Annotated in this window: 20 protein-coding genes and 1 pseudogene; 3 read left to right on the plus strand and 18 right to left on the minus strand. The window is 41.6% G+C overall.

All coding sequences use genetic code 11. The annotated features are described in order from the left end of the window. On the plus strand, window positions 1-677 hold a 677-nt coding region (locus LG368_RS13690; protein ID WP_226755287.1), incomplete at its 5' end, for an IS3 family transposase. A gap of 16 nt (window positions 678-693) precedes the next feature. Here the strand turns inward: LG368_RS13690 and LG368_RS13695 are convergent. The 16 genes from LG368_RS13695 to LG368_RS13770 all read right to left on the minus strand — a co-directional run bounded on the left by LG368_RS13695 (window position 694) and on the right by LG368_RS13770 (window position 19927). Further along, complete coding sequence (locus tag LG368_RS13695; RefSeq protein WP_226755288.1) at window positions 694-2082, minus strand: competence protein CoiA family protein; 1389 nt, start codon at window positions 2080-2082, stop codon at window positions 694-696. A 462-nt stretch (window positions 2083-2544) separates the two neighbouring features. Beyond that, the gene (locus LG368_RS13700; protein ID WP_226755289.1) at window positions 2545-5250 is read right to left on the minus strand and encodes a DEAD/DEAH box helicase; all 2706 of its coding nucleotides are present in this window, start codon (window positions 5248-5250) and stop codon (window positions 2545-2547) included. 12 nt (window positions 5251-5262) lie between these two features. After that, a complete protein-coding gene (locus tag LG368_RS13705) occupies window positions 5263-6801 on the minus strand; it encodes a site-specific DNA-methyltransferase (RefSeq protein ID WP_226755290.1) in 1539 nt (512 codons plus the stop codon). A gap of 838 nt (window positions 6802-7639) precedes the next feature. Beyond that, complete coding sequence (locus tag LG368_RS13710; RefSeq protein WP_226755291.1) at window positions 7640-8866, minus strand: DUF7146 domain-containing protein; 1227 nt, start codon at window positions 8864-8866, stop codon at window positions 7640-7642. Between the two features lie 464 nt (window positions 8867-9330). Then, window positions 9331-9864: a hypothetical protein gene (locus tag LG368_RS13715; RefSeq protein WP_226755292.1), complete on the minus strand. Its 534-nt coding sequence runs from the start codon at window positions 9862-9864 to the stop codon at window positions 9331-9333. 116 nt (window positions 9865-9980) lie between these two features. Next, complete coding sequence (locus LG368_RS13720) at window positions 9981-10235, minus strand: hypothetical protein (protein ID WP_226755293.1); 255 nt, start codon at window positions 10233-10235, stop codon at window positions 9981-9983. Between the two features lie 215 nt (window positions 10236-10450). Beyond that, window positions 10451-10945, minus strand: coding sequence for a hypothetical protein (locus tag LG368_RS13725; RefSeq protein ID WP_226755294.1), 495 nt, complete (start codon window positions 10943-10945; stop codon window positions 10451-10453). Window positions 10946-11005: 60 nt separating this feature from the next. Then, window positions 11006-11347: a hypothetical protein gene (locus tag LG368_RS13730; RefSeq protein ID WP_226755295.1), complete on the minus strand. Its 342-nt coding sequence runs from the start codon at window positions 11345-11347 to the stop codon at window positions 11006-11008. A 138-nt stretch (window positions 11348-11485) separates the two neighbouring features. Next, a complete protein-coding gene (locus LG368_RS13735) occupies window positions 11486-13441 on the minus strand; it encodes a vWA domain-containing protein (protein WP_226755296.1) in 1956 nt (651 codons plus the stop codon). A 78-nt stretch (window positions 13442-13519) separates the two neighbouring features. Beyond that, window positions 13520-14602, minus strand: a complete 1083-nt coding sequence (locus LG368_RS13740; RefSeq protein ID WP_226755297.1) for a DUF3150 domain-containing protein — start codon at window positions 14600-14602, stop codon at window positions 13520-13522. Window positions 14603-14846: 244 nt separating this feature from the next. Beyond that, window positions 14847-15857, minus strand: a complete 1011-nt coding sequence (locus LG368_RS13745) for a YqaJ viral recombinase family nuclease (RefSeq protein WP_226755298.1) — start codon at window positions 15855-15857, stop codon at window positions 14847-14849. 80 nt (window positions 15858-15937) lie between these two features. Then, window positions 15938-16885, minus strand: a complete 948-nt coding sequence (bet, locus tag LG368_RS13750) for a phage recombination protein Bet (RefSeq protein WP_226755299.1) — start codon at window positions 16883-16885, stop codon at window positions 15938-15940. Window positions 16886-17011: 126 nt separating this feature from the next. Continuing rightward, the gene (ssb, locus tag LG368_RS13755) at window positions 17012-17491 is read right to left on the minus strand and encodes a single-stranded DNA-binding protein (protein ID WP_338086334.1); all 480 of its coding nucleotides are present in this window, start codon (window positions 17489-17491) and stop codon (window positions 17012-17014) included. A gap of 77 nt (window positions 17492-17568) precedes the next feature. Next, window positions 17569-18105: a hypothetical protein gene (locus LG368_RS13760; RefSeq protein WP_226755300.1), complete on the minus strand. Its 537-nt coding sequence runs from the start codon at window positions 18103-18105 to the stop codon at window positions 17569-17571. Window positions 18106-18114: 9 nt separating this feature from the next. Beyond that, window positions 18115-19083, minus strand: coding sequence for an AAA family ATPase (locus LG368_RS13765; RefSeq protein ID WP_226755301.1), 969 nt, complete (start codon window positions 19081-19083; stop codon window positions 18115-18117). A 331-nt stretch (window positions 19084-19414) separates the two neighbouring features. Next, window positions 19415-19927 carry a hypothetical protein gene (locus LG368_RS13770; protein WP_226755302.1) on the minus strand — a complete coding sequence of 171 codons (513 nt, stop codon included), beginning with the start codon at window positions 19925-19927 and terminating at the stop codon, window positions 19415-19417. A 292-nt stretch (window positions 19928-20219) separates the two neighbouring features. Between LG368_RS13770 and LG368_RS13775 the strand changes: the two genes are divergently transcribed. Further along, window positions 20220-20849, plus strand: coding sequence for a hypothetical protein (locus LG368_RS13775; protein ID WP_226755303.1), 630 nt, complete (start codon window positions 20220-20222; stop codon window positions 20847-20849). A 121-nt stretch (window positions 20850-20970) separates the two neighbouring features. Further along, a complete protein-coding gene (locus tag LG368_RS13780; RefSeq protein WP_226755304.1) occupies window positions 20971-21861 on the plus strand; it encodes a hypothetical protein in 891 nt (296 codons plus the stop codon). Window positions 21862-21923: 62 nt separating this feature from the next. On the opposite strand, the pseudogene LG368_RS13785 reads toward LG368_RS13780, so the two are convergent. After that, window positions 21924-22448, minus strand: a pseudogene (locus LG368_RS13785) (RNA-guided endonuclease TnpB family protein); the annotation flags it as partial. A 46-nt stretch (window positions 22449-22494) separates the two neighbouring features. Beyond that, window positions 22495-23171 (minus strand): IS3 family transposase (locus tag LG368_RS13790; protein WP_226755287.1); only part of this gene is annotated, 677 nt, incomplete at its 5' end.

Below are 23171 nucleotides of genomic sequence, written 5' to 3' on the forward strand. Positions count from 1 at the left end.
CATCAAAGAATGTCCATAAAAAGCCCACGAGTTATACGGCGAAAAAAGCCAATGAGGTGTGGAGTTGGGACATTAGCTATCTGCCAACCACGGTGATTGGGCAGCATTACTACCTGTACATGATAGAGGATATTTACAGTCGAAAAATAGTGGGTTGGGAAGTACACCCTCAAGAAACGGGAGAGCATGCCGCCGATTTACTGGAACGCAGTGTTTGGGCAGAAAGATGCGTTAAAAAAGACCTCGTCTTACACTCAGATAATGGTGCGCCCATGAAGAGCTTAACAATGAGAGCAAAAATGTATGATCTCGGCGTTGTGACCTCCCGCAGTCGACCAAGGGTGAGTAACGACAACCCGTACTCAGAGTCGCTGTTTAGAACGGTGAAATATCACCCTAGATGGCCGTCAGAAGGGTTTAAAACCCTGGAAGATGCGAGAGAGTGGGTAAGAGAGTTTGTGTATTGGTACAACCATGAGCATCGCCACAGTCGAATCCAGTTTGTCACGCCAAACCAAAGGCATGCAGGGCTTGAAAAAGCAATTTTAGCGAAGCGAGCGGACTTGTATCAGCAAAAAAGGAAAGAGCGCCCTGAGCGTTGGTCAAAAGCAGAAAGAAACTGGCAGCCAATAGGTGATGTGGAATTAAATCCAGAGCAACATAAAGACGCTGCTTAATTATTTTAGGCGACAACTACCTTGAAAAACGCCGGTTAGTAACTTGTGCTAATTTTTCAAATATTTCATAAAGTGAAATATTTTCATTTAATGGGTAGCTATCAATTATCTCTGCCAGATAGCTGAGGGAAAGTATCTTCCACGTATCAAAAACCCACAAGCTTGGATAAATCCGAACACACTTTAGTGGTTGAGGTATTTTAGGATTGGGCATACTAGCAGTACTTTTAAATAGCTTTTGATTCTCCATCCAGCGCTTCCAGATTCGATAATTCTTATAAGAAAATTTTTCTTCCTCTTTTAAATATAAATCAACATGTTGATTTATAATTTTTAATACCGCTTTTGCAGAGTCTATTTTTTTAGTTTCTTTACTACATTCCTGAAAAAAATCTAATCGTTTTGATTCAATTTTTTTAATTAAGTTATCATATTTTACTTTCCTGATAGTAAATCCTTCATTAGATGAAGCGGGAGTATTGCGAACTATAATACTACCTTTTAGATTTTCAATAAACTCTGGAATATAATCAACCAATAGCAGCACAATCCAAATTTCACGAGGGCCATGTGTTCCTTTTAATAAAAAGTACTCGTTAGAGGTATTTATATGGACAACTTTACTGATTTTTTTAACCCCCCCTTTGTAAAAGGTAAAGCTTCCGTGGAACAGACGACCGTTTACTTCGGTTTTAAACTTTTCATTTAAAGGCGGCAGATCAATTTCTTTATTTTTAATTAATGAATATGAATAATTAGTTGCATTTTTAAGGCGTATCCTCTTTACCCTTTCGATTTCTTTTTTTAATTTTTTTTCAAATTCCTGAATTAAAGACTCTCGACACCATTCATAAAGCCACTTGTAGGGAACTTTGCTTTCTTTAAGATCTTTTATCGCATCATCAATACTAAGGTTTAAATAGGAGCTGAGGTCATATTCAATTGAAGGGATTTTATTGTCACAGTAATAAGCTGTTTTTTCTTCTTCATTTTCATGAGTAACACAAACTTCAATAGCTATATCGGTATGGTCTGTACAAAGAAAAACATCAGCTGAGTAACGATCAACCCTATATTCTTTCTGGGCACTATTTATGACTGTACTTGTTTCTGGGTAGGTAAGCCCCTCACTTTTATGTTCAAAAAGGACTTCAGGTATTATGAATTTTTTTGAATTAAAAAAAAAGTCTTGCGCAACTAAGTGCAGTTGAGTCATTCGGCATTTTTCAGTTTCAGGGCGTGAATGATGAGCGAAATGATGTTCTTTAAATTCACCCCTATTTTTAGCTACAAGACTGTCTTTACATTCAGGACAAATGCAATCACATTTCACTCCATTTTTCACATAATCTGAGTCTATATGTAATAACTCATTTGTGTTTTTCTTTAATCCATATTTGAGCAATGTATAATCCGCCACCATTAGGAAGAATTTATTATGTAACCTTTTTAAGCCCTTTTACAGAGGAAGTGATCAATATATGGCAACTACATCATTCGATAAGAGCTTTGTAATTGAAGATAGAGAATCATCAAGACGATTTATGAAAGCTGTCGCAGAGCCTCGCACGATACACATTGAAGACAAAGACCTTAAAGCAGAAAGCAAAAAAGGACTTCAGCTATTAGTACTACGCTTCAATATCTCTCAGAAATCCTAGCTGATCTAGAGTATATTAGACACGTAAAAAAGGCCAACAACTAACATTGCTGGCCTATCTACATGCACAAGATCAAAACGGCTAAAGCGAATCAAAGCTGTAAAAATGTACCGCCTGAATTAAGCCATCAAACTTCTTCCAATACTGACTCTTTCATACCATCGTTGCTTCCCTTACTGGCTTTTTAGAGTAAGATAAACTATAGCCTATTTTTTTATTAGATTTATAATTTGTTGCCTAACATCTCGACCATCGTTGTCTTTTTCAACGGCCATTATAAAAAGGCACTTTCCTCCACTCAACTTTGCCCATAAATCACCAACGCTCCGCTTCTCTGCTGAGTCATCATTGGACACATAGGCTTCACCTTTGTATTCGACGACAAGCATTCTTCCGTCTTCAAGCTCACACACAAAATCAGGATAAAATTTGCTGTGAGCCAATGGGAGCCAGAATGAAGCTTGATCTCGTCGAACGAGATTGCGAATCCAGTGTTTTACTTCTGGTAAGCTATCAATGGTCTTTGCACATTCGTACTCTTCGCCTCTGGCTTTTAGGTCTTCAATCATTCCTTGAGGGAAATAGTGCTTTTGGAATTTGTATTTTCCAGAATAGTAGGGCGGCCTTGCAGGGTATCTACTTGGATTAAATTCATACATAAACTGATCTGATAGACAGGCATTAGAGTCATCACTGAAAAGTGCTTCTTGGTAAGCTGACCTTTGGGCTTGTTTACGATAAAGCTTGATTAAATCTCTAACAGCTCTGGCAAAAGGGAATTTGTTTCTAACCAATGCCGTCAAGGTCATGTTTGGCTGTTGGAGAAGTCTTTTTACAATTCGCGATAGAAAAGCAATCAACTGGCTTTGAACAATATCAGGCTGCTTTAACTCACGGTCAAGCCAGCCAACCAAATCCTGCTCAGTGACGCCTAGAAAACCTTGGTTAAAAGTAATCACGTTTTGTTGCTTAGATATACCGTATGTCACCTCTTGGCCATCGATGTCGATAGAAAAGCTGTTATTGGTTTCATGTAAGCTAAAGTTCTTCAACTCAGCAGGGTAATTCATCAAATTCCATCCGTGGGCATGGAGAAAGACTTCCGACTCAATCAGGTCTAATTCCCCTTGATCTTGCATACAGAGGTAGGGCAGTGATCCAAAAGAAATACCTTTTTCAGACGGGGCTTTTTCAGCATCTAAAGATTGATTGTGGATACGGATGTTTTGTTTAAAAGCCGTTGTGTTTTTGCCATTCTTGACGTGTTTTGACAGAGCGTTCTCAATATTACTTGAAACTTCTCCAGTTACTTTTACTACCATAGTATCGGTTGTCGTATCATGCGACATTGTAATCTGGTTTTTCTCCTCATCAGACAGTGATGAGAGATCCGGTATGGTTTCGGTTTCCACGACGACCGACTTCTGCGCTGGCTTGACAGGCGCAGAGTCACCGTTATCACCAAATAAGTCTTGCTGGTTAGGGTTATGAATACTTGATGTTGTCTCCCTTAAAAAAGCAGCGACTTCCATTTCTTCAAAACCCATAGCAATGAGTTTGTCAGTCAGTTCTTGAGCGGCTTTACTGAATTTTGATGTTGAAAGATGAGCGTATGCACGATTTAGATCTTCAATTAGCCTTCGCTTAGCATAAGGCATCCGTAAAACACGACCTAAAAGCTGCTCTGCATCCTTACTGGATGATACTTGTTTAACTGAGCAAAAAACGTAAGCAAATGGACAATCCCAGCCCTCTTTCAAGGCTTCAATTGTGATGATGTATTCAATCTTGCAACTTGGAGAAAACAAGTCTAACCCATCCAATTCACGCTGATTGCCTGTCGCTACGGCAATTTTTTCTTCGTCAATTTTCAGTTGTTCGATTAGGTGTGTTTTTAGTTTTTCGACCGTAACTTCACCGTTTTTATTTTCAGCTTGGAAAAGAGCAATCGGGCGGATGTAGTCTTGGTCTTTTTGTGCATCTATGGCAAGTTTGTTTCGCGTTATGACAGCATCTTGGATGGCATCTTCCCAGTTTTGATGCTCTGTCAGCATAATCGGAAGTTTAATCATTTCTTCAGCTTTGAGTTCAGCAGCAGAAACATGGAATATCACGTTACTACCATTCTCCTTGCTGGTGTTTGGAGTAGCGGTTAATTCGACAATGGCGGCAGGGTGGACACGCTGAAGAGTTTCAAATGTTAATGCGGTTCTAGCATTATGGGCTTCATCCACAATCAAAATTGGCCTGTGTACTGCAAGCAAATTGGCAAATGAGAATTTGATTTTACCGACCTCTGATGTACTTAAACCGTTTTCCTGAACATCATTTTCGGAGACTTTTTCGAGTCGGTACATTGATGGATGGTTTGCAGGGATTTTGGCAAAATGCGGTTCAAAGTTTTCGTGGTACGCATAAATTTTTCTCCCTAATGTGTCTGTCACCCTTAAGTTGGCAAGCGTTGAAACAATAACGATTGCCTTGTTTTCTAAGTCTTGTGGTCGAATTTGAGTGACTTCATCAATATCTAACACCAACACTTGACGTTTAAAGGCTTCATCCAGCTTCTGACGGTATGGGTGGCTTGGTTTTTTTAGAGCTTCAACGGTTTGTTCTCGAATTGTGATACTGGGCACAAGCCACAATGCAATGGGGTTTTCGGTATCCAGCAAACTCTTAGATGCAATATCAATGGCATAGGAACCAAGAACGGTTTTGCCGCCCCCTGTTGGTATTCTTAAACAGACATAAGGCACCTGTCCAAAGCCATAATCTCGATACTCAAATTCAGGCAATTCTTGCTCTTCGAGTGCTAATCGGTATGCCTTTTCAACATCATTATCAAGACACTTGGTTAGAAATGATTGCAAAACATCAACGGCACGTTGTTGGTAGCCTTTTAATTGAAACATGGTCTTTATCCTTTAAATTGAACCAACATCGTATGGAATTTGTTTGAAAGTAATGCTGTGCTGTTTTAACCGGGCTTCACCTAAACGGCTGGATTCTCCGTAGATCACAATTTTGTCATGTTCTAAAATGTCAGGAAGCTCATTTAAAACCTTGCTGGTCAGGACGTTACCGCCCTGTGGCCTTTTATCGCCAAGGATGCCGTTATAAAGTAGATAATAAGCAGTTCCATTATGGATACCTAAAAGTGGTGAAGGACTCTTAATATGAATCGGTGTTTTAGTCTCCAAGAACCATATGTGAGCTGCTAATGTTGGGAATTTGATTTCATAGTTAAGTGAACCGTATTCATTAAATATAGCTTCGCCTAATTCATAGAATTTAAAGCCGCCGCCGCCCTGCCAATTAACAGGTTCGGAAATACCGCCCTGCTCGCCATCCACTACTTGTTTTAAGCGTTTCTGGCAGTGAGTTTTAGCGTGTTCACCAATTTCAACACCGATGTACTTGCGATTCATTTTGTGAGCAACTGCGGCAGTTGTGCCCGAGCCGAGAAAGGAATCTAAGACCAAATCGCCTTTATTGGTTGCCATATGAATAACTCTCCTCAACAGCTTTTCTGGCTTGGGTGTCGAAAAGGGATCATCTGAATTAAAAACAATACATTCTTTTTTGGCTTCTTGAGTATTGCCTGCATCAGTGTGAAATAAGATTGAAACCGGAACTGTCCCAAGAGCTAAACCATTTTCTTTTGATCTAAATTTTTTAAATCTAGGAACTCGATTACTACCAGTTTTACCCCAATAAACTAAATTTTCCGCAACATTCTCTAAATGAGTCTCTTGTGAGTATCTCCATACAGCAGTTTCCTTAGGATAGATTTCTTCACCAGTATTCGGCTGTATAATTGCATAATATAAGTTAGGTCGTTCGTTCCTATTTTTATTGCAAGTATAATCAACTGAGTTCCAATCACCTCTGGGGTCATTATCTAAATTCTTTGACCTATCTTTTTTATTTGTATTAACCCATTTATTAATTTTAAATTCTTGCTTGTTTTTTGCATAACAAAACAGATGATCGTGCATGTCACTAACATACTTTGCGTCGTTTTGAGGTGAAAATTTCTTCTGCCAAATAAAGTTAGCTATAAAATTTGAACGACCAAAGATTTCGTCGACTATTATTTTAAAGTAGTGAGACTCGTTGTCATTTAAGGTTATCCAAATTGAACCATCTTCAGCCAATAATTCCCTAAGCAACTCAAGCCTTGGGTACATTAATGAAAGCCATTTACTATGCTCTAGGTTGTCGTCATAGTGCTCAAAAGCCGATTTTGTATTGTATGGTGGATCAATGAATATCGCCTTAACTTGTCCCGCATAATAAGGGATCAAAGCCTTTAGAGCCTCAAGGTTGTCACCCTGAATGAGCATGTTTTCAGTGTCTGAATCACCATAAGAAAAACTAGGTACTTCTTTTAGCAACCTATAGCTGGACTTCTTTGCTGCCATGACAGCATCATCTTTATTTAGCCACTGTAAAATTGGCATTTCATATCCTTTATAGATAAATTCTTATTTATTGAGAGCTTAACACGAATTAAGTGAGAAGCTCTTTATTCATGTAATGCTTTTCAAGCATTCTATTTTTTGAAAAATATAGCTGTTGCGATTAGTCAAGCTAATTCACAGATTTTTCAGCATACTTTCCACTTTTTCAAATAAATTAATTATTTAATGAGCTTGATTTTATGTTGTGTACCATTTACATCAGATTAAAACGTTTACGGTTTCGATATCCTCATTTGATAATTCTAGTTTTAATATTTCTTTTAGTTTACCATTTATAATGAAAATTTCTCTTATAAACACCATCTGCATAAACGGATAATTCTTTCCAGCTCAACAAGCACGTCGTCAAGTTCTTTTAATGCATCGTTCTCGAAAGATTTTGAATATGCGAGGCTATTATCTAATGTCGCGTAGGTGGCATCACTTTTATGATTCGCGCAAAGATCTCTGAATGGATAACTTGATACTTTGAAATTAGCCTGATGCGGTGGCGTAGCATATTAGACACACACATAAAAAAAGGCCAGCAATAGTGATGCTGGCCTTTTTTTATACATGCTCCCCCTTAACGGGTTTCGCCTTATTCCTCTTCAATGCTTCTATTATCCCCTTTGCCTCTTCTGCAAACGGGCCAACATATTTAATGTCGTGCTTTTTAGCAAAGGATGACATAACTATCATCCTTTGCCCGTGCATAAGATCGAGATATCTAGATCGCATTAAGGCCGTGTAGTCAGTCGGCCCACCTTCCCACCCAGAGGGCGGAGAAAATGGACAAACTAACTCATTTCCCAAGTTTGTATCGACGGTAGAAACATCAATTACAGGCACGTTTACCTCCATTACTTTTAATGAAATCACGTAGGTACTTTGAGCTTGGAAAGCCAAAAATACCTTGCGACACCAACATGTCATTCCAATCTAGGCTTTTTTCACCTTCTGGAATAGGCAGTTTAGGAAGTAAAACGTAAGCATTAACCCCGGAATCCTTAAGCCTTGAGGCCAAAGCATTAGCAGAGTTTTCGCCTGTTCTCGACAGATCTTTGTCTGCCCAAATAAGTACCGTATGAACATCTTCAGGAGCCTCGAAAGACTCCATAAGCGTTGCATTTACTGTACTCCACACAGGTATGTGCGTTGCTCGAAAGGCTGACAAGGCTGTTTCCAACCCTTCAGCGACCCCCAGAATGCCTTCTCTAGGGCTTCCAAGACGGATTGCCCCGCCAGTAATGCTCATGCCGTCAGGTATGGACATCATCTTTTTTGCGCTATCAACAGGAGCCTTACAGCCCTCTTGATCTAGATAAGTCCGATGAAGAGTTACTAACTCACCGTCGGCATTTCTAATTGCACAAACTATGGCTGGAAAATCACCTACCTTCTCACCATTTCCATCAAAATATGACAAAGCTGGATGGAATCTCACGCAGTCGGACTCATCTATTGCCGCCCAATCGAAAATTAGTTTTCGTTGCATGAAGTACTTTCTCACTGGATCAGTACCAGATTCTTTAAGAGCAACACATTCAGACCAAACAGCATCAATCTTTTTCTTTAGATTTGCCTTGTAGATCTTCTGCTTCTCTTGGTTCGCTTCCATTCGATCCTTAACTTCCGCCAACCACTTTTCTTTCTTTTCGCTAACTGTAGGTGTTTGAGTTTGAGGTAGTACAATTGCACCCGCATCTTTCGTTTGATGTCGGTAACTATTGCTCTGCTCTTTTTTCTCTGCCCACGTTAGCTCTTTCTCAACACCCAAGAACTCCCCAACTTCTGTTAGAGCGTCTTTGAATGACCAATCGTTAAGCCACATAAGAAGGCCAAAGCCATCTTTAAATGCGCCACACGTATTGCATACACCGCCACCTGTTTGATTGAAATCCTTATACAATCTAAAACCATCTTTACCGCCATGAATGGGGCAAGGAACGTGTCGCGGAGCCTTGTCGATAGCCTCATCTGCATGAGGAGCCAAACAAGACACAATTGCAGCCCAATTGCCGTAGGCTGCTGGTCTTACTTTTTCTGCTTTGAAAAAAGGCATCTTGATTCTCCTTTAAATACAAACCCCAGCATCGAGGCTTTTTAAAGCCCCAACCATTGAGGTTTTAAAAAACCCCGACACCGGGACTAAAAATTAAGGGAGAACTCCCCCAATAGGAGAACTCCCCTATTGGGTTTATCGTCTAATTACCACTTCATCTCGTATGGCTGAAAAATCCACTGGTTTTCCTTGGCCATAACTGTGCGTGACATTGCCAAACGCATCTACGCTGACATAAATAATATGCTGCAAACCGTGAGGCTTTGTGAAATACGCAACACTAATATGTCTCTCTTTGTACTCTTGGGACAAAGTTTCTTCTAGTTTATCGACAGAGTTAACTCTGTGATCATCACTAAAACTCTTAATTAAAAACAAAGCGATCTCCAGATAGTTAATTTAGGAGGTCAGCTAACCTCTGATGAGGTCAACAAACCTCAACAGGGTTAATAATGTTTTTTAGATTAAGGTCTGCTATTCAATTGGCGAATAGCATCACCCATAAGGTCAGACATCATGTGATTTCCGCAAGCCTCAAAGTGATTTTTCCATTCAGGCCAATACCCAAAAGTATTTTCTTTAGCCCCCCAACATTTCAAGTCACGACCTTTCTCAAGGATCGTTTCTACTTTTTGAACTATGTCGTTTCGTGACATAGTTGCATTAATTTTTAATGGTGGTTGAGCAATAACCTTTCTGGCTTGATCAAAAGAGACCTTTTCGACCTTTGCTGTCTCGATATCAATCACAAACGGGACAACAACTTGCCCATGATCGTTATTGAGCCAGTGGGTTATGAAAACTGGATCGACCCCTATCCCAGCGGGAACAAGTACCGTGCCGTAGCTTCTAAGTAACCAAACAAGCTTTTTAGCCCCTTTGAATCGCTCTAAAGCCGCATAATCCATTTCAAGGTCGGATTTGTATATCTCTGGAATTTGAAGTGTTTCAGACAGTTCCGCCATAGCGGATTTAATCTGATTTAATTGATGGTTCATGGCGTATCTCCTAAAAAGAAATTCAGGGAACACCACGACCCAAAGGGCGTGATGCACCCTCTGGGTTAATTCAGGTCTAATGACCTTCTCTAACTGCACTATCCCTTGCGGGGTGATTAGAGATATTTATTCAAAATAGAAACATGTTCAGGTTCTACTTCTGTGCTGCTGTGAACAGAGTAATGAAATTGCCAACCAAGGTCGGCTATTCCACTTTGAGTCCACTCAGCGTTATCACCAAGCGTTCCGTGGCACTCTCCTTCGAGTGCGATGGCTTCCGCTTCGGTTTGTGATTTTCCCTTAACCAAGGCTGTTGCTTGTTTCTGGTACTCACCAGCTTGTATTTCGACCTTAACAATAAAAGTCTTCATAATGCTCTCCTAAATATAAATTTAAGGGGCATCCGTTCCCAAAGGGCGTGATGCACCCTCTGGGTTAATTTGAATTTGCTGTTTCTTTTTGGCGACCAGCTACCGCACTTTTCGTCCTTAAAGGACAAAAATCTGATTACTAATAACGTTGTAGTGTTATGAGTAATGAGACTTTGAAGGAAAGATAAAGCAGGGAAATACCCCTGCTTTAAACTTTATTCCTCTTCAGATTGTATGAGCAAATAACACTCTTCTTCAAGAGTCTTTGCCACCTCAACCATGTCTTTTTTCAAAGCGCGAATAAGGAAAGTCCAGCATCTTTGGTGCTGATATAAGTCCTCAACGTCTCTTATATCGAAGTCGAAAGGCAACTCCGAGTCGTCTATTAACATCATCTGGTTCACTTCACGAGAACCAGCATCGAGTGCTTCTATAGTGATATCCAACGGGCTATCACCTAATATCGCCCAAGTTTTCTCCAAGAATCTTCTCATTATGACTTTTCTAACTCTTTGCACAGATGTGTCATGCTGATTGGCCGAGAAAAGTCTTTTCGTGATTATCTTCAGATCATTCGTCTCGATACTACCAAAAAAAGCTACTCCACTTTGTTCTGTACCATCAAACTTAAACTCAAGCTCGAACCTACATCCCGGATATCCCAATTCAGATAATCGTGTTTGCAGGTGCTTAATGACAATGTCTTGCATAGTGCCTCCTAATTAGCGAGACACATACCCCCAACGGGGTACGGCCCCGCTGGGTTGTTTTTAATTAATTTTGGTCGAAGATTTATCGGTTTGAGTTAAAAAGTACGCTGTTTTGTCACGTATTTGTTCAGGGGAAAACCCTAAATCATGACAACACACGATGAATGAAAACGGCGCAATCTCATTAGATTCCAGCCATTCCATTGCTTTTCGTTTTGACTCATTACTTCTGCGACCATCAACCAACGTCCGAAGAGCTTGATTTAAAAACCTTTCACGCAATCGCGTGATTTGCTCTTCAGACCATGGCTCAGTCAAGCCTTCTGTTAGATCACAAGAAGGCTCCGGTTCATCAAAGTTAAAAAATAACTGTTGGTATTCGGTGTTATTAGCCAAACTCATAATTGGATGCTCCTTATAATAGAAGAGCAACACGCCCCACAAGGCGAATTGCCCTGTTAGGGTTAAAAGATTGGACATAAAAGATTGAATCTTTCTTTAAAATTAGGCGACCTCAAATAGAGGCCGCCAGTTTCCTGCTTAAGACAATGACAAAGATTGCGCCATTAAACCAAACAGAGTCTTTTTCAAATCCTGAACGTCATCGATAAGGATGCTGTTAGGAATGTACTGTGCTACTGAACTTGGGCCGATACCTATACCGGCCAAATCAATATCACTGTTTTTACAAAGATCAATGACAGCCTCCGTTGGTGCCGGTTGATCCGGCGCCCCATCGGTTATAACAACCATCATCTTACGATCTTCTTTGGTCTTACTGAGTTCAAACGCGCTATACCAAATAGCTTCCGCCATAGGTGTAGTACCGTTTGGCTCAACAAGGAATTTGCCTGCATTTTTAACCACAGACTCACCATGTTTTACGGCAGAGTAAATCGAGTCACCGTAAATCCCCATAAAGAAAGTCACGGCAGGGTTAACACCCTGAATACTTTCCAAAGATAGTGCTAAAGCCAATGCAGCCTCACGCGCAACCTTATGGGAGTCTCTATAGATCATCGACCCGCTCATATCCACAAGTATGTGAACAGCAGTGTTAGGCTTGCGCTTAACACTAGCAGACCGAAAGACTCGACTATCTCCACTAACTACCCGGTGAAGCGATTTTGAGTCTAGACGTTTACCAGATCTTGATGTTCTCCGATCTGTTCTTTGGCTGGCCTGAACCAACCCGTATAGCTGAGATCTAACTTTTGACGTTGTGCCTTTTACCTCACTTAACAAATTGCCACCATCATGCTTAGGCAAGTCAATAGCACTTCGTACAGTTTGGTAACTAGCGTCTCCAGACTGATCAGATGAGCTTTTTAACTCATCTTTCAGTAGATCACGCGCATCTCCAAGCAACTCGTCATCTTGAGCGTCTAAGACGCTCTGAATGACCTCAGAGGCGCTTTTGCTACCACCAGAGTTTTTAGAGCTTGAATTACTAGAATCGCCAGAATTACTAGAATTACTAGAATCATCTGAATCGCCAGAATCACTAGAATTACTAGAATCATCTGAATCGCCAGAATCACTAGAATTACTAGAATCATCTGAATCGCCAGAATCACTAGAATTACTAGAATCATCTGAATCGCCGGAATCACTAGAATTACTAGAATTACTAGAATCATCTGAATCACCAGAATCACCAGAATCACCAGAATCACCTTCTTCATCATCTTCATCATCTTCATCATCTTCATCAGAAGACTTTGAAGATTGTCCTTTCGTGTCGTTTCCTCCCTCATCTTGGGACGAATCATCTGATTGATCACCTTGACTGGAGCCTTGACCTTGATCTTGATCTTGATCTTGATCCTGATCCTGATCCTGATTTTGATCTTGATCCTGATTTTGATCTTGATCCTTCTCTTTTTCCTCTTCGAGCATCTTCATTATCTCTTCAGTAAGAGATATGACTTCCGCCGTCGATTGAGTACTAACCGCTTTGCGGAGCAAAGCATTTAGGCGTACAACCACACCACGAGGGAATACACCCTCAAGAGCTGTCTTAGCCGAATCCAAGAAAGGCTGAAGGACAGTTTGCCCCACAGCTTTAGTTTGCAGCCAATACAGGCAGTAAGCCTCAAGAACCATTGCTGGTGAAGACTCAACCGTAGGATGCTGGTAATGACCCGCTTGGGCCATATACCTAGCCACCTCATTCAGCGTTGTTGAGGTTCCGGGGTAGGCATGAATCATCCCACGCTCAATTCGACAGTCTTCGAGGATATTAGATAAGTCTGCATGAATGCCACGCCGACGAGGTACTGAAAAATCAGTAAATCGAACATGTGCAGCCTCATGAGCTAAGTACCCCCACAACACATCCATGTGTGGATAGTCATGAGGGACGTTCGGTATATTAATGCTCTTTCCATCGGTATAAGCAGTATCACCACCTATATTGATTTTCACGCCGAATTTCTCCGCATAAGCAGCGGCGACGATTGGAAGTGCATTGTGTATCGTTCTTTGTTTGGACATCTCTTTTCTCCTAAAAAATTAGTAAAAAAAAGGAGCGTCCCCCCAGAGGGAGCAACGCCCCCTATGGGTTTTATCTGATTAGAAAAATGCGCTTTCGTCGTCATCATCAAAATCAGGTATAACAACCTCTTTTTCCAAAGAGGGTTTGTCTTTAACGTACAATTCAGAATCATCTTCTGAAGAGTCTGAGCCACCTTCCGGTGTTTGACTGAAGAAACGGTCGATATCGTCTTCTATATCAGAGACATCATCCGTTTCAGTTTCAGCAACTTCAGTAATTTCACTAGATTTATCACTAGGTGTTACCGAATCCGCCATACTCTCAACTGTGACCGCGCCATTCGCGTAGTCTTCAATTTTTTTTCTGTCTCCCATAATGAGAACAGAAGCGAGCACTTGGTAGAAGTGTGGAGCCATTATGCTCCGTCCAATTGCATTGCCTTCATAGACATTTAAAGTCTGATCTAGCAAGTCAACCAGAGGGACAAGATTTCCATTTAGGAAACTTAGCCCATCCACTTTGTCTCGAATTTTCTTTAGAGAAAGTTTTGTGGTTACACCACAGCGGTCTTTCCCAGAAAGATTTTTTATAAAGAAATCTTGTGCTTGTTGAGTTACTTCATCAAGCAGATCTCCACCTAAGCCTTCAGCCTTACGGCTAAGGCTCTTTTCCTTTTCGCCCTCAACAGGCTGGATCATGAATATCTCGTATTCAAACCCTATTTTTCGTTCAACCTCTGATTGAGGCAGCGCACCGGCACGGATTGCATCCTCATATTCCGGGTTGTCGTTAATCCACTCTTCAATAGCAGCACTATAGCCACTAATGAAAGCGTCTTTCGCGTCCTTGAAGTCCCTTTCAATGCGATCAAGCTCATCGCAGATCTCTTGAACCTTTTGAGCGGGAACGGCAAAGCCATTCATGAATGGCATTCCGTGTGAAGTGAGAAGTCTTCTCGCCTCACTCTTCAAGCGATTAAAGTCTTTCAACCTTTGAGGATCGCAGATCCTCTTGCTACCCAATTGAGTTACCTTCTCAGACGGAATTTCACCGCCTTCACCAAGTTTTAAATCTGAAGCAAACAAACGTGTTTGGCCGCTCCAGATGTCAAAATCCAAGTGAAAAACGCAAAGTCTTTCTAGGTGCGTAATATTACTCATAGTGTGTCTCCAAAAAAAAAATGATTGATTTAGAGGCACACGTCCCCCAAGAGGCATTGTGTACCTCTTGGGCTAGTTAAATTTGCTGTTTATTTATAGAAGCCAGCTACCTCATTTCACCCTCAACAGAGAGTAAAACCTGCTTACAGAGTCACTTAAAACAAACTTTCTCAGTAACGTTGTAAACAGGCTAGATTGAAAAACCAAGAAGCGGGGATTGCCCCGCACTTGGTTCTGCTAGTCATCAAAAGTAAGAGATTTCAAATTCCTCAACCATGTTCAAAAGAGGCGCAACAGCCTCTTCATCAACAACGGTTCTTGGTTTTACAGATTCAGATACCGTTACCCGGCATCGTTCAGAATCGTTACCTCTATACTTTTCTATATCCTCAGCTTTTAACGCTGGGGCTTCTTCTTTCAGGATTTTCTTATAATCCAATTTACCCGCCACTTTGTAGCGAGTGATCATTAAACCGCCGTAATCAGCGGTAAAATTGTCTCCCATTAAACCTTTTAGGTTTTCGAGAAGAGGTTTCTGTTTGGTTTTTAGATCGTCAAGACGCTTTTTAGCTTCTTGAACCTGATCTTCGAAGAAACGGTATTCTTCAGCCAGCCTAATCCATTCAGTAGCCTGATCCCCCTTGGGAATGAAGGTGTCTTTTTCAGGATCTTTCGGCGGTTCGATTTTGTTTGTTACTTGATCCCAAAACTCATGGGCTTTCAGCGTTAGCTCATCCATAAGTTCTTGGTCAGGTAATATTTCAAATTCTCGAACTTCTCCCTCAAACCAAAAAACCAACCATCCTTTTTTTGCCTTTGTGACCATCAGTTGATGTTGCACTTGAGCATAGTAAAGGTGGTACGGTTTACTGTTTGTACCGTTAGTACAAACATCGTTCCAAGTGGATTCACTTGGACACTTCAGCTCTACCGGTTGCCAGTCTCCATTCAGGCCATCCAAAGATGCTCTGAAAATTGGATCTTCATCAGATTCGACGCAAGCAGGAAGAACCATATCGTCGTGATTTTCTTCAAAAGCGATACGAGCCTTATCCTCATTTTCAATCCCTTTTTTAACAAGTGGGTTTGAACTAAGGTCTTCGGGACGAGCGTAGCCCGTTTTTTCCGCCCACAAGCGCCAAATAGTCTTGTAAGGTGAACGACCTAGTAAGATCGTTGCATCAGTGGCCGTAACGCCACCTTCTCGCCATTCAAGCCATTCGTCAGAACCTTGAACCAGATTGATGATTTTCATAAAGATCTCCAAATTTAAAGGGAGATCCCCCCATAGGGAGGAAATCCCTATAGGGTTAAACGACTATAAATAATCGTTAATTAATGAAAACTGCCAGCTTCTTCGTCAGAAAATTCAGGCATAGCTTGAGATGTTTTTTCATCATCCTCAACTTCTGTGCTTAAAAGCTCAAGTTCGCTTGATTCTTCATCAACATGAGTTAGAGCAATAAGCTCTGACTCTTTATCGTTAAGAAACTGTATAGCGTACTCTTTCTCTGAGCCTTTAAACCTTTCATTCACATACTGTAGGGCAGCGCCCCACGCGGATTGCTGTGAAGCTCTATCCGCCAGTTTTTCCAGTATCGGATCAAGCCTTTGATAATCAATCTGTTTCACAGGCTGATCATTGTTAGGATTAATCGCAGGAGTGACCATAGGCACAACTTCCGCATCACCCATATCACGTATTCTTTCCGCTTCGTCTTGATCAAAGATCCCAACAAAGCCGAACGCGATTCGAGCGCACTGAATGAAAGATTTGTGTCGCAATTGGCGTTTCGTATGAGTCTGCCACGGCCCCTCTATTGTGTAAGGGCCATTACGACCTTTACCTTGGAAGGGTTCGCGATAAACCTCATCTAGAAATTCCCTGATCTTGATTGGCCGCGCCCGATCTTTGCGGTACATAACGGTTTCAATCCACTCAGGGCATTCCACTTTGGAACCCGGCATGAGAATCATCTTGTCCGAATACTCGAACTCAACACCGTCATACTGAGAGTGTTCATTAATGATACGGCACCACCCATCGACACCAACTACAGGAATTATCCCGTTTTGTTTGTCTGGGAAGGCGTAGATCTCTTTAGTGAATGGATTAAGACCGTATTGGTCGGCAACCACTAAGAGAGCCATCATTTGCTCATTCGTCGGCGCACTTCCGTCGCGTTGCTTAAATGCTGTTGCTTTTAAGCTGTCGTAAAACTTTTGCGACTCAACGCCATATTTTTCAGCGATACGAGCAACAAGCGGTTTATTATCAGACATAGATTTCTCCAGTTTATATTTTCAGAAAATTAAACGTGAGGCACTATGCTCCCCTAAAGGGGAGTAGCACCCCCTTTAGGGTTAATTAGAGCTAAAGCATTTCGCTTTAGCTCTTAGTGTCAATTCTTAAAAAGGAAGATTCTTCCCATCTAACTGACCTCCATAAAATCCTTGCGGATTTCCTTGTGGCTTGTTAAATCCTTGAGGATTACCTTGGCCTTGAGGCTGATTAAAGCCTTGAGGTTGACCTTGCTGACTATCACCGCGACTATCAAGCAACTGCATTTCGTTGGCGATAATTTCAGTGGTGTAGCGTTTAACGCCGTCTTTTTCCCACTCGCGTGTTCGCAAAGAACCTTCGATGTAGACTTTTGAGCCTTTCTTAATAAAATCGCCAGCAATCTGACCTAGACGGTAGTTGCCACGATCCATAAGTACGACTCGATGCCACTCTGTACGCTCTTGCATTTGACCGCTTTGTTTATCGCGCCAGCTTTCTGTGGTTGCCAAACTTACATTCGCAACCGCTGCACCAGATGGCATAAAACGCACTTCAGCGTCATTACCAACGTTACCAATCAAAGTTACTTTATTGATGCCTTTCATAGTGTTCATCCTTTATTTTGGATAGAAGAGAAGGCCAGCCATGAAACAGCTAACACTTCTCCCAATTCATTTAATGTTTAAAAAAAACAGTCATCGATTTCAGATGTGACTTCTGAAAAATTCACCAACGTCGTTGTTAAGCCAAGCTTTGCAGCGTCGTTACGAACTTCGTCATAGTCAAACCCCATATCAGCGATAACAGGTTCCAGAGAATTAAAATCGCGATAATAAATGATGTTGCCTTGCTCATCGCAAAGAGACACCACGTTCTCATCTTGATCTTTCCATTCCTCACGAAACCTTTTCTCAAGATAAATAAAGATTAAAAGAGGGTAATGACCATCTAAGTGGGAAAACTCCCCAGCGCCTTCGCAAGACGAAGGATCTAAGGTGTTTTCTTTTAAAGACGAACATAGTTCCAACTTAAAACCGTTTATATCCATCAAGAAGTCTGACGACTTCTCTTCATCATTTGAGGCATCAGCCTCATTTTCGGTAAGCAAACGCTGCCCTTCTTGGAAAGCGCTTTTAATGAGGCTCAAAAGAGCCTCTTTAGCGTTTATTCCCAAAGATCGAGGCGGCGTAATAAGCCAATTTATTGCACGGTTACTCATAAACACTCCTTAGCGCCACTGATCACCAAATACATCTTTAGCAATGCGGAGAATTGCTTCTCCCTCTTCTTTAGATGCACGAGTCAGTAAAGCTTGATCCAAGGCGTACTTGAGTGTGTTAGGCGCACCCCGGAACTGGAGTGTTAGCTTTGCCCATCGAACCAAAGTTCGAGTGGACATAGTGACGGAAATTTGACCGTCATCGCCGTTTTCTCCCATGAAGAGATTCCTCACTTCATTGGCCGTTTTCACCATACCGGCACGAAGATTGTCATTTAAGGACGGAGCCACACGCTCCAAAATGTCCATCTCTGTGCTTTGATCGGCATAGCCAATTTTGATAAAACGGTATCTATCCATTGCCGCTAAGTTCTGCATCATCACCCCTTGGTATAAGCCAGAAGTGTCACCAGAACCCGTAGAGTTACCCGTAGCGATAACTCTAAACATTGGATGAGGCTTGATTATCTCGCCGCCGTTTTGCGATATAACTAGAGGTCGCCCTTCTAGCACATCGTTTAGCCCTGAAAGCTCAGCGGGATCAGCGAGATCAATTTCGTTGATGAGAAGTATGTGACCGTTTTTCATAGCCGTAGCTAATGGGCCATACATAAACTTCATAATTGGAGTATCACCGGGATTGGGTGATACCAAGGCGTGATGACCAATAAGGTCACATAGCTCCATACGGCCATTGGCCGTGATTTGCTGAACCGGCCAATGAAGCCGGGCGGCAATCTCAGTGATACCCGACGTTTTACCTGACCCCGTAGGGCCAGTAACGTACAAGGCATCGCCAAAAGGCGACTTGAGAAAAGCTGTCACCTCCCGAATAATTTCCTTTCGGAAGGTATAGTTTTCATCCTTGGAAGGGATGAAAGGATTGTCATTTTCTTCATATCCAAGAGCAGACACCTTAGAAGGTACACCTTCAAGGTTGAATGTCTCTGCTACTGAATACTTGATTATGTTTTTCATAGTGTGTCTCCAAAAAAAAGGGATTAATTTAGAGGCACACGTCCCCCCAAGAGGTGTTGTGTACCTCTTGGGCTAGTTAAATTTGCTGTTTATTTATAGAAGCCAGCTACCTCATTTCACCCTCAACAGAGAGTAAAACCTTATTACCACTATCTTTTTTTAGAAATTAATACTGGTAATAAGACTTAAGGAAAAAGAGGGCCACTCTTAATCCTTAAACCTTACATTCTTACGACCAAGTAAGACGAAGCATTAAGAGCGCCAACCCTTAATGCTTGCAGACTTGAGAAGCCTATAAGCTTAATTTTTTGCTTTTAGGGGATCTTCTTACTCACCAAAATAGAATGCCCTTACGGACAAATGTCGGAGTGTCATAAACACTCCAATCGATATCATCAAGGTGAGATGAGAATGCTGAAGGAAGATCTTCTTCCTTTTCGTTTCCACTTTGAATGACGACCTCTTCAGGACGTGTTGACGTTTCTTTTCTTTGCAATTTTATGCGCTTGAACGAGTTCTGTACTGAACGAACAAACAAACGAACAAACAAAGCAATCTTTTTAGAAATATGTGTTATCGATTTTCGTATTAAACGAAACGACAAAACACATGTTCTTCCCACTACTTTCAAGACAAAGGCAAACGCCTTTAACAAAAAAATAATGGGGCAAAAGAAGACTTTTTTTACAATTAGGGCTAAGGCTTGCATTGAGAGTTTAAATGCCTGAACAAACATCCAGACGCTAAAACCCATCAAACCAACTAACGCCGCTAGAAAGACAACAAATAGAAATAGATTCATTACGATGCTCCAAATAATTAAATTATCGAGAGCAAAGCCCATCCGGGATTGCTCCCGGTGAGAGATAAGGTTAAAAAACCTGCGCCATACGGCGGTAAATTAAATTTGCTGTTTATTTATAGAAGCCAGCTACCTCATTTCACCCTCAACGGAGAGTAAAACTTAAAAAATCAATGCAGCAATTAAGCTACCAATAACAAAGACTATACCTAATATTTTTTTTGAATTAAACCGTCTATCTTCCCTTTTTGGGGAAAAAGCAACTTCAGAAGAACGCTTAACAACTTTAACCTAATAAGTACGTTGACACATTTCTTAATGGAAGGATTGCACCATGGCAGAAGTAGAAGCAAGAAAAAAAAGAAAGTCGAGAGAAGGCGATAAGCGCCCTATTTCCCGACCAACTTTTCACCAAAAGCTAGAGATTAACAGTCTTCAAGCTCAAAGGGTGATGGATCGTAACTTTGACCGCGTAGCGAAAGCGCTTTTTTCAACCGATGTCATTTTAAGGATCATAGGCGATAGAGACGAAGTAAACGAGGTTGAGGAGATCATTCGGAATCAAATAGAGAAAGCGAGTGATGACATTATGGAATCCTCTAACCAGCTTAAAAAGCTCATGAAAGACAACGGCATTGAAGATATTCCGGGCTATAGCGCACCAACTTCGTATTCCATTGAGATCACATCACCGCAAATAGCTCAATACGCACACTTAATTAGAAGCCTAGACAATCTGATGATACTGGTTGATACGCTGTGGCTAAACAGCGTATTAACAGGCAAGCAACGATCTGATGCCACATACCAGTGGCAGCAACGACTTTTAAATCTTGCCAGCAAAATAATTGGCATGGAAAGAAGAGCGCGTAACTCTGCAAGGAACAAAGGAAAAGAAAAAGAGGTAGAACGAGAAGCGCCAAAACAAGACGAACAGGAAGACGACACTGAAAATGAGTCCTGAAGTGAAGTTTGTGCTGAAAGAACACACCTAAAAGTCACCAAAACCCTTCTTAGCTTTTACCTAGAAGGGTTTTTTTTGTTACGCAAAAGTGCCGGGGTGCATTTTAAATAAGCGTGATAAAGTGATTACAAATAAACAACTGGAGAAAAATTCGATGCTTAAATTAGCTTTATTGGTCTTTGTATTTTCAGCATTGACGCTAACAGGATGCTCCGTAAATCCGAGAGCCTACGATGATAGCCACAGCAAAGCGTACAACCTAGCTCATGCCGGTGGGTTAATCATTGACATAAAGGATACGCGAGTACCTGCCAATGAAATCGGCTCTATTACTGAGTCTATGCAAGACGCGAGTTGGGTAGGACTTGGCTACCTTAGACCTCAACTTGGACTGACAAACTGGGGAACAGCAGGCTTTAACTTGATTGGTAATTTACTAGAGCCAGACACCCACGGCGAAAGAAGCAGTCTTTTTGCTTGGATGCCTCTTTCAGAAGCCGCCTCAGAAGAGGAGGCCCTACCCGTGTTTCTTTCACATGTGAAAGACAGTACCACAAAAGCTTTAGAGGGAATGGGCGTAAAAGTGTCGTCTATTTATGAAACTGACGGCGCATTCTTCCTGAGAATCACTAAAGATGAATGGAGTTGTCCTGTAAATGCACGGTTGGATGACTCCTGTTATGTGAAAGCTCATTTATTTAAACCCTACACGTTTGGGATTGCTGATTTTATTGCTGGAGCAAAAGAAAGAGCGGAAGGTGAAGAGTTTGAGGAGCGCTATACCTTCACCTCAAGTCATAAACGTAAATTTCACAAGCTTCACGTTGTTAGTTCAGAAAAGCATAAAGTCCCTGAAAATGAAGTATACAAAGCGATCAGTAAAGAGCTGCCAGAGTGGACGTATCTGTATCTAGCTCCGAAAAAAGTAAAGAACCAAGAAGGAGAACTCATAAATTACCCTTACATTCTTAACCAAGGTAAAGCAGAGTTTTTCGTTATCCCTAAAGACTAGAGCAATTGTGAACTACTCGTGGGTGACTGCTCCCCTACATAAATGTAGGGGCTTCCAAGTTCTCAGGCAGCCGCTAGTAGCACACTAGACTTACGCTTGCCTCCCTTGGCAGAGACGGACAGCCCTTCCGCCTTTATTTTCAAAACGCCTTGAGCACGAATGTTGATCGCGGCATTGATGTCTCGATCTATGTCTTTTTCTTGGCAGTTAGGACAATCCCATCTACGTACCGACAAAGGCATTTCTTCCACCTTGTAGCCGCAGCAATGACAGGTTTTGGAGCTGGCATACCATTGGTCTATTTTGATTAAATAGCATCCAGATCGTTTGGCCTTGTATTCCAGTTTTGCAAAGAATGATGACCAGCCTGCATCCGATATATGCTTTGCGAGCTTATGGTTTTTTAGCATGTTTTTCACTTTCAGTGTCTCAACAACTACCGCTTGGTTTTCGTCAATAACCTGCTTGGACAATTTGTGCTGAAAGTCATTTCGAGCATTGGCAACGCGCTCATGTGCCTTGGCAACCAGTAAACGGGCTTTCGCTCTTCCTTTGGAGCCTTTTCTGGCTCTTGATAATGCTTTTTGCTTGCGTTTGAGCGGCGTTTTTCAAGGTAGTTGTCGCCTAAAATAATTAAGCAGCGTCTTTATGTTGCTCTGGATTTAATTCCACATCACCTATTGGCTGCCAGTTTCTTTCTGCTTTTGACCAACGCTCAGGGCGCTCTTTCCTTTTTTGCTGATACAAGTCCGCTCGCTTCGCTAAAATTGCTTTTTCAAGCCCTGCATGCCTTTGGTTTGGCGTGACAAACTGGATTCGACTGTGGCGATGCTCATGGTTGTACCAATACACAAACTCTCTTACCCACTCTCTCGCATCTTCCAGGGTTTTAAACCCTTCTGACGGCCATCTAGGGTGATATTTCACCGTTCTAAACAGCGACTCTGAGTACGGGTTGTCGTTACTCACCCTTGGTCGACTGCGGGAGGTCACAACGCCGAGATCATACATTTTTGCTCTCATTGTTAAGCTCTTCATGGGCGCACCATTATCTGAGTGTAAGACGAGGTCTTTTTTAACGCATCTTTCTGCCCAAACACTGCGTTCCAGTAAATCGGCGGCATGCTCTCCCGTTTCTTGAGGGTGTACTTCCCAACCCACTATTTTTCGACTGTAAATATCCTCTATCATGTACAGGTAGTAATGCTGCCCAATCACCGTGGTTGGCAGATAGCTAATGTCCCAACTCCACACCTCATTGGCTTTTTTCGCCGTATAACTCGTGGGCTTTTTATGGACATTCTTTGATG

The sequence above is a fragment of the Marinomonas algarum genome (assembly GCF_020532605.1).
Classification (GTDB): domain Bacteria; phylum Pseudomonadota; class Gammaproteobacteria; order Pseudomonadales; family Marinomonadaceae; genus Marinomonas; species Marinomonas algarum.